General features: G+C 42.4%; 9 protein-coding genes. All 9 read left to right on the top strand.

Features of this window, described 5'->3' with window-relative positions; all coding sequences use genetic code 11:
• Positions 1 to 607 precede the first annotated feature (607 nt).
• Positions 608 to 3,325 (top strand): stalk domain-containing protein, encoded by a 2,718-nt coding sequence (locus AC1D69_RS22315; RefSeq protein WP_495458332.1) that lies wholly within the window; start codon positions 608 to 610, stop codon positions 3,323 to 3,325.
• 58 nt (positions 3,326 to 3,383) lie between these two features.
• Positions 3,384 to 4,544: a sensor histidine kinase gene (locus tag AC1D69_RS22310; RefSeq protein WP_495458331.1), complete on the top strand. Its 1,161-nt coding sequence runs from the start codon at positions 3,384 to 3,386 to the stop codon at positions 4,542 to 4,544.
• Complete coding sequence (locus AC1D69_RS22305; protein WP_495458330.1) at positions 4,544 to 5,266, top strand: response regulator transcription factor; 723 nt, start codon at positions 4,544 to 4,546, stop codon at positions 5,264 to 5,266. The genes AC1D69_RS22310 and AC1D69_RS22305 overlap by 1 nt, the downstream gene beginning before the upstream one ends.
• A 141-nt stretch (positions 5,267 to 5,407) precedes the next feature.
• Positions 5,408 to 5,836, top strand: coding sequence for a hypothetical protein (locus AC1D69_RS22300; protein WP_495458329.1), 429 nt, complete (start codon positions 5,408 to 5,410; stop codon positions 5,834 to 5,836).
• A gap of 257 nt (positions 5,837 to 6,093) precedes the next feature.
• The gene (locus AC1D69_RS22295; RefSeq protein ID WP_495458328.1) at positions 6,094 to 8,247 is read left to right on the top strand and encodes an ATP-dependent helicase ComFA; all 2,154 of its coding nucleotides are present in this window, start codon (positions 6,094 to 6,096) and stop codon (positions 8,245 to 8,247) included.
• A gap of 15 nt (positions 8,248 to 8,262) precedes the next feature.
• Positions 8,263 to 9,069 (top strand): ComFC family protein, encoded by an 807-nt coding sequence (locus AC1D69_RS22290; RefSeq protein WP_495458327.1) that lies wholly within the window; start codon positions 8,263 to 8,265, stop codon positions 9,067 to 9,069.
• Positions 9,070 to 9,132: 63 nt separating this feature from the next.
• A complete protein-coding gene (locus AC1D69_RS22285; RefSeq protein WP_495458326.1) occupies positions 9,133 to 9,594 on the top strand; it encodes a flagellar protein in 462 nt (153 codons plus the stop codon).
• A 103-nt stretch (positions 9,595 to 9,697) separates the two neighbouring features.
• On the top strand, positions 9,698 to 9,994 hold the full coding sequence (gene flgM, locus AC1D69_RS22280; RefSeq protein WP_495458325.1) for a flagellar biosynthesis anti-sigma factor FlgM: 297 nt from the start codon (positions 9,698 to 9,700) through the stop codon (positions 9,992 to 9,994).
• Positions 9,991 to 10,494, top strand: a complete 504-nt coding sequence (locus AC1D69_RS22275; RefSeq protein WP_495458324.1) for a flagellar protein FlgN — start codon at positions 9,991 to 9,993, stop codon at positions 10,492 to 10,494. Before flgM ends, AC1D69_RS22275 begins: the two co-directional genes overlap by 4 nt.
• Positions 10,495 to 10,517 lie beyond the last annotated feature (23 nt).

Raw genomic sequence — 10,517 nt, 5'->3', positions numbered from 1 at the left:
AAGAGGCTCATTCTTCCCAAAAGCGGTAACGATCTGTCGGATGTAAAAGTTGGTCGTGTTATACAGATTCTTGGCATCCTGACATGCTTGATCGAGGTACGCAAACAAGCGATGACCAGGCTTAATCCACACTTGATGGGCTCTGTACATTGACTCTGAATCTGACAAAGCTTCACCCCCTTACAGTCGCGTAATGCGAATATATGTTCTACCTTTATTGTACCTCTTAAGATATAAGAAGGGAAGAACATCTTGTGGGATTATTCAGGAGGTCACCGATTCACCTCACCACTTAGAGAAGTGGGAGTACTCTCGGAGAAAAATGATAGAGGATAGTTAAGGTTCACCTTATTTTGGGTGATTAGTAGCTTATAGATTAATAATTTAATAGGGTAGGAGAACTAATTAGTGAGATTTCGTAACTTTTTCTAAAAAAATCAGTCTATTATATAGAATGTACTAAATAGGTTCTTCCATATTTATCATAAATGCTAGAATCTAAAGCATATGTGGGAGTGTGAATTTTAGTTCAGGGTACACAATGTACCCTATAAAAATATGTGATTATTTTGATGATTTCGCAAATAGGATGGGAGATTAATAATTGATGAACAGGAACTTACAACATTTGAGAGACGGAGTAGCTATGCCGACAGGAAAGAAGTTGGTTGTTATTACTTTAGCAGGACTATTATGGATATCACCCATTATAGGAGATGGAATATCTATCACGGGTTCAGCTCATTCTTCATTTGCTAGCGCAGCTTCAGCATCCGTCAAAAAGCTTGGAGAAGAAATTATTACTTCTGGAGCTATCCTAAACAAGTATCAATTATCTACGACTCGCTCAGGTAAAAAGGTGACAGCGCTCGCAGATGTCATTCGAATAGATTTACAGAATTCAAATGTGAAGCTGGATGCTATGAATGGTGTGAATGGCCAGTATACGACAAGACAGAGTACACAAGGTATGGCTAATGAGAATGGTGCCGTAGCAGCAGTGAATGGAGATTATTACATTACAAGCGGTGCAGGAGCACAATGGGCACCTCTAGGAGGTCAGATCACAGATGGAGTGCTAATGGCTACTCCTGCAGATCTAAAAGGAATGTACTCTTTTACAGTGTCTAAAGATGGGAAGCCCATGATTGATGAGTATACTTTCAACGGTTCTGTAACGGCACAAGATGGTGCAGTATTTCCGTTATCAGGTATTAATAAGACTACATACACTCCTGAGGGTACGAGTTCAACTTATAGTCATGTGAATGCGATGTATATGTACACAAGTAGTTGGAAAGCTTTGGAGCGTCCTAGCAATAGTTCAACAACGGCTACTGAGATTCTTGTGCAAAATGGTGTTGTTACGCAACTTTCCTATAAAGCCCCTTTGAATATCTTGGTTCCAGAGGATGGGTTTATTCTCCGTGCGCATGGGACGGCTGCTGAATTCGCAAATACTCATTTTGCCGTTGGACAGCCCTTGAATGTGAGTTCTTCACTAATATCAGAAACGACAGGACAACAGGTTGATCCTGCTAGCCTTCAAATGATGATTGGTGGACATACGTTACTAGTAAACGGAGGTAAAGCTTCAGCATTTACTAGAGATGTTAGTAGTGTCGGAGGATACCGCGCTCGTACAGCCCTTGGTTATTCTCAAGATGGCCGATATGCTTACATCGTGGCTGTCCAAGATAATAGTAACAGTTCAGGTATGTCTCTGTCTGAACTTCAGACATTCATGGTGAACATCGGAATATGGAAAGCAATGAATTTGGATGGTGGCGGATCTACTACTATGGTAACCCGTCCATTAGCCGAGAATAAAGCAACACTAACATTTGATACGGAATATGGGAAAACTCAACGAAGTGTCGTCAATTCGGTTGGCGTATTTAGTACGGCACCAGTAGGACAATTAAAGGGTTTTAAAATTAGTGGAAGTTCAACGTTGTTAATTGGACAAGAGAGCTCTTATAGTCTAAAAGGCTATGATACTTATTATAATCCGATAGATACATCACAGGTGAGCCCTACATGGACTTCTAGCAATGGTAATGTGAAAGTGAGTGGAGGTAAGGTTACAGGGTTGCAACCTGGTACAGCGACAATTACAGCGGTTAGCGGTTCTGCTAACGTGAGCACGAAGGTGACCGTTCTAGGTGCTGATGAACTTGCTAGCCTAACTACAGCTAATTCAACAGGACCACTTAAAGCAGGCACCGTTATCAATATTCCGGTTACTGCTGTTACAAAGAGTGGAGAAAGTATCGTTATTCCTGCAAGTTCTTTGAAATGGGAGTATGTCGGGTTAAAGGGGAATGTACAAGGGGATAAACTGACTGTGACTTCTATCGATGCGAATACAAAAGTGGGTTATGCCATTGGTCGATATAATGGATTCAGTACGGTTGTTGTTCTCTCTGAGGCAGGAAACAGTATGTGGGAAGATTTCGAGAATGTAAGTTATCCTGTTCAATTCACAAGCAATGTCAGCCAAGTAAGTGGAACAGCGTCAATTACACAAGGAAGTGGAGATCATTCGAACTCTAAGGTGATGGATCTTCAATATGATATGACACAAGGAAGCGGTAAAATGTACGCTTATGCACAACTAAATGGCACCGTGGGCAGAACCATTTCTGCTGCAGCAACTTCTATGTCTGTGGATGTTCAAGGTGATAAGAGCTTGAATTGGCTTCGTGCGGAGCTTACAGATAAGTCGGGTAAGACGATTTACGTAGACCTTGCTAAGGTGATTGACTGGGAAGGTTGGAAGACACTAACAATGGATCTGAGTGGTCTTAATATCCAATATCCTGCCCAATTGAAACGACTCTATGTTGTGAATGTCGAAGAGGGGCAAGATGAACGTGCTTTGACCGGTAAAGTAGCCTTCGATAACATTCAGTTCACGATGCCTTCATTATCTAGTGAAGCGAGTCTCCCTAAAGTAAAGGCAGTCATGACGGTTGGACAGAAGGCCATGACGGTTAATGCGACTAATAAGTCCATGGACGTTGCACCTGTCGTAAAAAATAACAGTACGTATGTACCTATTCGTTATGTTGTAGATGCATTTGGGGGAAGTGCGAATTGGGATGCTGCGAATCAGAGAATTACGGTATTACGTGGAGGGAAGCTATTAGATCTTACGGTGAATAAGAAGGAATTTATACTTAATGGTAAGAGATCTAGTGCATTAGTAGCGCCTATTGTTGCACAAAGTAGAACATTAGTCCCTCTTCGGTTAGTGTCTGAACAACTAGGTCTAAAAGTTACGTGGAACCAGGTCATGAAGACCGTCACAATCGAATCGTGATATGTTATGATATGGAATAGTGAATGAACATTGAAGGAAGAAATGGAGTAACTCTTGAGTGGACTTTCAAGCTGAAGCTATAGACCGTGTCGTAAAGAATGCTATTGAAGTTGTGGAAGATAGTAAATTGCAAATGTTTGAGATTCTAGAGAGTGCTCGAGATGAGTTGAACACGCTGAATCATGAACTTCAGTATGTGATGAAGGAAACTGTGGACACCTTGAAGAAGGTTGATCTACTAGAACTAAGTTACCGGAGTTCACGCATCCGTTTAACAGAAGTTAGCCGAGACTTTGTTCACTATAAGGAAGAGGATATTAGAGAAGCCTATGAGAAGGCGACGCAGCTCCAACTTGATGTGATGATTTATCGTGAGAAGGAAATGTATCTTAGAGCAAGACGTGATGAACTACAGAAAAGAACGCGAAATGTGGAGAACTCTGTGGAACGTGCTGAAAGCATTGGATCACAAATGGGTGTAGTCATGGAATATTTATCTGGAGAAATAAGTCAAGTTAGTCGTATTATTGAGAGTGCTAAGAATCGTCAACTTATAGGGTTGAAGATTATCGTGGCACAAGAAGAAGAACGGAAACGAATTGCACGAGAAGTACACGATGGTCCAGCTCAATTGTTGGCTAATCTAGTGCTAAGGACAGAAATTGTAGAAAGAATGATAATAAAGCAGGAATTTAAGATGGTGCAGGACGAAATAATAGATTTGAAGGGACAAGTACGTGCAAGTCTTGAAGAAATCCGCAAAGTAATTTTTAATCTACGTCCAATGACTCTGGATGATTTAGGACTCATTCCAACACTTCGTAAATATATTCATGATTTTGAAGAGAAAACGAAAATTCGAACGTTGCTTGAAGTGAGGGGGAAGGAACATCGTCTCACCTCAGCAATGGAGGCAGCTATTTATCGACTTGTCCAAGAAGCGTTAACGAATGTGGCTAAGCATGCGGAGTCATCTTATGTTGTAGTAGAGATTACTTATCAATTACAAATGGTTAAGGTTGTTGTACTAGATAACGGTTGTGGATTCAAGATGGAACAATTAGAAGAAAAGGGAAACGACCATTTCGGTATTATTGGTATGCGTGAAAGAGTCGAGCTTCTAGATGGGAGAATGGAGATCGATTCGAAGTTGGATGAAGGAACGAAGATCATAATTCATATCCCTACAAACGTGGATAAAGAGAAAGGAGTAACGTGATGGACAATCGAGATTCTGGGAAAAAAGCCATAAAGGTACTCTTAGCTGACGATCATCAATTGTTTCGCGAAGGTCTGAAGCGGATTCTAAACATGGAGGAGGATATGGAAGTCATCGGTGAATGTGGTGATGGCATCCAAGTACTCGAGTTTTGTAATGAAGTTAAACCAGACATTGTACTCATGGATATTAATATGCCATTGGAGAATGGCGTGGAGGCAACCGAGAAATTACGTGAACTGTTTCCTGATATTAAAGTAATCATCTTATCGATTCATGATGATGAGAGTTATGTGTTTGAGACATTGCGTAAAGGTGCGAATGGCTACTTGCTGAAGGACATGGAGGCAGAGTCTCTTATTAATGCGATTCGCTCCGTGTATCAAGGTTATGCATTTATTCATCCTAAAGTGACGGGGAAGTTGATTAATCAGTTACGCCGTATGACGTATGTGAATGAAACTGGGGCAATGAGCGAAAGATCCGACAAAGAAGCAGGAGTGAAATTTGTAGGTGGAGAGAATAACCCACTGACCCGTCGGGAAGCTGAAGTGTTACGTTTGATGGCAGAAGGAAAGAGTAATAAAATGATTGGTGAATTTCTCTTTATTAGTGAGAAAACAGTTAAGAACCACGTGAGTAGTATTTTGCAAAAGATGGAAGTTGATGATCGTACACAAGCTGTTATTAATGCCATTAAATATGGGTGGGTAACACTTTAATAAGGCTTTTGTAGGCGGTCATAGAATATTACATATAATATAGCCGTTCCTTTTTCTCTTGGTGTGGGCGCGATGTTCATATCTTGTCACCGAGCCTTCTTGATTAGCATACATTGTTGGTAAAGAAGGAGGTGGATCTCCATGGTCATCCAATTAACCTGGATAGCTATCATTTATGGGTTGGCGATTGCCATCGTTCATGGTTTATATGCGACAACCCATAAATTGAAGGGGAATAGGCGGAACAAACATAAGCAAGAGTATATACTGGTAACATGTAATCATGAACAAAAGATTGAATGGTATGTACGTGCTCTATGGTTATATGCTTTACTTAAAGGTAAGAAATTGTATATTCATGTTATTGATCATGATTCAAACGATGAAACTGTGCAGATGATTGACATCATGCGTGAATGGTCTGGTCTTGATCTATCTATATCGGTTTGTGATGGAGTAAATGGAGAACATACGAACGGCTATTTACTACCAGAGAGTATTGATGGATCCATATGGATTGATGTAAGAACACCACAGGAGGATAGGCGTATCCCCTATGTGCAAAGATAATAGTTGTTGGTGTATGATTATTTTTAGCAATTGTATAGGTAGTAGTAAAGTGTGAAGCACACTCTCCAAGATCGGGATTCTGGGAGAATGTGCTTTTTTGTGTTTTATGGCATGCAGAATGAAAGAGAGCCGAACCGCCAAGAGAAAGATTAATTTAAATAGAGGTAATAGAATGTGGGCTAGGATACTGATGAAGGAATAGGCACTAATTAAAAATAGTATGGCGTGACAGTGTGATTCTATGGAGGTGGTGGGAGTTGAAGGTTGCAGTATATGCGATTCGAAATGCTGGATGTTGGTCAATTAAGATATCGCTTGATATGAGAATGGATGTAATATGGTGGGCTAAAGTAGCTAAGGAGCCAACATGCAGGATGATATTTCTTGGTGAGGGGCTTCCTCTTGGATGGGCGCTGAAGCTAGAGCAGATGGACTTATACGTGAACGGAATAGATCACTGGAAGGCTCATCAGTGGACACAGTATGTCATTGGAGCTCTTCAAGAAGAGCTGATGGAAGAAGCAAAATTGCAACCACATAAAAAATACATAAGAGAAGGTGATATGTGGATCTGGCGAATCCAAGATGTGATGAATGTGAATATTCTAGGAAGTGCTATCGCAGGTGATAGAAAGATGAATGAATATCAGATGAAAGACATGGGTATTGAAACGTTATGGGATCATGTTGTAAAGAAACAAGGACGTTGTTATCGGGTGGGAGACTTACGGATTCCTAGTGTGATGAAAGAGGTACTTTATGAAGCTGACATGTTAACGTCATTGCTCCAAGGGCGATCGTTGTTGGCGGCAGAAGTGGATGGCTTGCTGGTAGAAGCAGAGCCATCCTTGTCTAGCGCCTGGTTCACGGCCGCACAGCTGGCCTATCTCCAGGGCCAGCTCACGCTCGGCGCAGGCGTTGCACCTGCGCCTTCGCCTCGTGGCGGCGCGCCTTGGCAGCGCCGCCGCAAGGTCCCCCGCTGCCAGCGCTGCGGCAGCGTAGCCCTTGGCCGCACGGCATGCGCCACGTGCGGCCGCGCGGCTTGCGCCTACTGCGAGGCCTGCCTCGCAATGGGGCGCAGCCGCGCTTGTACGCTGCTGCTTCGCGGAGCAGCGCAGCCAGCCGTGCGAGGCACGGCTGGCGGTTCCCCCACCGAGGCCATGGGCCGGTGGGGGCTTAGTGCCGCGCAAGGCGTAGCGGCTGCCGCGGCGCTGCGGTTCTTAGCGAAGCCACCCGCAGGGGGCGGAGCGACAGCGGCCTCGCGGAACCGCATCCGAAGTGGTGGAGATGATCGTATTGGTGTCAAATTTGGGAGTAGTGGGAAATTTATAAGTTATAGAGGTAATCGTATATTCCGCAATATGGGCACAGTTAGTCATGCGGGCAGAGTGGCGATAAAGTGTCCTGCCTCTGATTCTGCAGAGCCAGAACGCTTCCTCCTTTGGGCAGTCACTGGAGCGGGTAAGACGGAAATGATCTTTCCGTTACTTGATTCTGTGTTACAAGCCGGAGGCAGAGTTCTTGTAGCTACACCACGACGGGATGTTGTACTAGAGTTAGCTCCAAGACTTGTCAAGGCTTTCCCTGAAGAAAGGGTGGTCACGCTCTATGGAGGCAGTGAAGAACGTTGGAAGCCAGGGACATTGACACTTGCTACCACACATCAATTGATGCGCTTTTATCGAGCGTTTGATCTTGTCATTATTGATGAGATTGATGCTTTCCCATATCATAATGATCCGATGTTAGCTTATGCTGCACAACATGCTTGTAAACTTGGAGGGAAATTCGTATATCTGTCTGCCACACCTCCACAGAAGCTTCAGCAAGAAGCATCTTCCGGTAGAATCGCTTATGCAAGAGTGCCTGTTCGTTTCCATGGACAACCCCTTCCTGTTCCTAGTCGTATAGATATGAAGTCTGTTGCACATTACCTACAACAGCAGCGAATCTCTAGTGGGCTCCTTCATACTTTGAGGAGATCAATTCAGCGAGGGGCGCAATTGTTTGTTTTCGTCTCACGCATTCGACATATTGAGCCCTTCGTTACATTGCTACGACGTTACTTGCCTGATGTTCATATAGAAGGGACCTCATCTGTAGATCCGAAGCGGGCAGAGAAGGTTGTGGACTTTCGCAATACACGGATTAGAGTGTTGATTACAACAACTATTCTTGAAAGAGGCGTGACGGTACCACGCAGTGATGTATTTATTCTGGATGCTGATAGTGGTCTCTTTGATGAAGCATCATTGATTCAGATGGCTGGACGCGCTGGTAGATCTAAGGATGATCCAGAAGGTCATGTAGTCTTTGCGTCATCTCAATGGACAAGATCGCAGAAAAGGGCTGTGAGACAGATCAAGGGAATGAATCGAATCGCGCGGCGAGGTGGATTGTTATCTAAATAAATGAAGGAGGTCATTATGAACTGGAGGAGTATAGTAGATTTCATACATCAATTCATTGCACCACCTGTAGTGAGCTGTCTAACATGTGGCAAAATGACGAATACCTATACCATGATCCATGGAATATGCCACGGTTGTTACGACTCAATCCCATGGATCCTAAATCCTCGTTGTAGCCTGTGTGGTCGACAGATGGGATGTCCAGATTGTTCTCGGGAGGATGTAAGGAAAGGGCGCTTCTTTATATGTAATCGGAGCGCCGTAGCTTATAATCCTATGATGCGTGAATGGTTGGCTCAATATAAGTATCGTGGTAACGAACGTTATAGTGAGTTACTCAGCAGGATGCTTGAATGGGCTTATACAAGGTTGATACATGAATATAAGCAGAGTTCTTCAGACTCGAAGTGGGCTATCGACGTGATTACATGTGTACCTGTAAGTGAAACACGGCTTCAAGAGCGTGGGTTTAACCAAGCGGAAGTCCTTGCAGTAAGATTGGGAGAAATGACGAATCTACCATTTCGAAGGCTTATTATACGAGATCGGCATACAGATAAACAAAGCTTCAAGAGTCGAAATAGTCGCATCCGTGATATGGATCATACTTTCGAGTGTGATCCGGATGTGATGGACATGCTTCAGAATCTTGACAGGCATCAGCAATCACTACGGATCCCGAGGGCATTACGAATCCTCCTTATTGATGATATTTACACCACAGGAAGTACGGTCAATGCGTGTGCACATGTATTGATTGAGGCCAGTGAAATGGTGTCATTTCCAGTCGAAATATATAGTCTTACTTGGGCGCGTTCTTGATAGGTTTTTTTTATACTTAATTATAGACGAGTCATACTCCGATAAGTTAATCTATATATAATAATGACAGAATTCGATGATAATGTACTATGTGGAAGAGGGGATTGGAGAGCGATGAGTCTAGGGAATTGTCCACAGTGCGGTAAGCTTTATGTGTTAAATTTGCGAAATATGTGTAAGGATTGTAAGAAAGAAATCGAACTACAATATGATTTATGTGCCGAATATTTACGAGGTCATAGAAGTTCTTCGATGCTAGAATTGTCTGAAGCGACTGAAGTAACGATGCGGCAGATCACTAAATTTATTCAAGATGGGCGATTTTCTATTATAGATGCTCCTAATCTAAGTTATCCATGTGAATTGTGTGGCACAGCTCTTATTCACGAGAGTAGCATGTGCCCTGCCTGTAGGGCACGTCTGACCAAGGAATTGAGTGAATCAGTCAAAGAACATCAATTGAGAAATATGAATGCTAACAAGGGTACAGGTGCGTATAAGGTGCTTGATAAATACAAAAAATAGCAAATAAATAGCAAATTACGTTGTTAGCTATTAAATATAATACAATTGTGACCGATAAACTTAGTAAAGATTATCGGTCTTTTATTATAGTGAGGTGAAAAACATGAAAGTAAATGAACCAGGACGAGTAGGCAATATTAACCCTTACCAGAGGAATATGGAGACTCGAGACAATCATGTGGATAAGAGGAAATTTCAAAAGGATCAAGTGTCTATTTCAACAGAAGCTAAAGAGATGCTAGATGCACAAAGTCAAGTTCAGGATCCGAAACGTGCTGAACGAATTCAAGAGTTGAAGGAGTCAGTATCGACGGGTAACTATAAGGTAGACGCTAATATATTAGCAGAGAAGTTAATGCCATATTTCAAGGCAACTGAACAGTCGGGTGATTCTGAGTGAGTATATACCAAGTAATAGCCGAAATGGACCATTTGAATGAATTACATCAACATCTTGTCGATGCAGCTAAAGAGAAACATGAAGCCATTTTGAAGAACGATATGCAGCATCTAACGCAAATTATGAATAAGGAGACTCGCCTACTGAAGCAGGTTAATGAGTCAGAAATAGCGCGCGTCGATGCAGCAAATGTATTCCTTACAGAGAAGGGGATTCGTTCTCAACTGAAGCTAACGATTACAGAAATGACACGTCTCGTGTTCGATCAAGAAGAGAAGCAACACTTACTGGATTCACAACGGCGATTACTAGATACATTACTTACATTGAAGAATCTTAATAATACGAACAAAGAAATGATAGATCAATCTTTGTCTTTTATAGACTACTCTCTTAATTTAATTGTGAGTAGACCTGAGGATGATATGTTATATCAGAATCCGAATCAGCAGCATGTCACAAGAAGCTTGAACCGCAATTTTTTTGATGCAAGGACATAGAATAGGAAGCGAGGAGTGAAGTA

The organism is Paenibacillus sp. Y301, from assembly GCF_059445505.1.
Note: the sequence above shows the minus strand (reverse complement) of the source record. Positions and strands in the feature narration are given on the sequence as shown.

Bases quoted from the DNA above. Each gene is read 5' to 3' on its own strand.
- AC1D69_RS22315 (WP_495458332.1), top strand. From the start codon at position 608: ATGAACAGGAACTTACAACATTTGAGAGACGGAGTAGCTATGCCGACA.
- AC1D69_RS22305 (WP_495458330.1), top strand. From the start codon at position 4,544: ATGGACAATCGAGATTCTGGGAAAAAAGCCATAAAGGTACTCTTAGCT.
- AC1D69_RS22300 (WP_495458329.1), top strand. From the start codon at position 5,408: ATGGTCATCCAATTAACCTGGATAGCTATCATTTATGGGTTGGCGATT.
- AC1D69_RS22290 (WP_495458327.1), top strand. From the start codon at position 8,263: ATGAACTGGAGGAGTATAGTAGATTTCATACATCAATTCATTGCACCA.
- AC1D69_RS22285 (WP_495458326.1), top strand. From the start codon at position 9,133: ATGACAGAATTCGATGATAATGTACTATGTGGAAGAGGGGATTGGAGA.
- flgM (WP_495458325.1), top strand. From the start codon at position 9,698: ATGAAAGTAAATGAACCAGGACGAGTAGGCAATATTAACCCTTACCAG.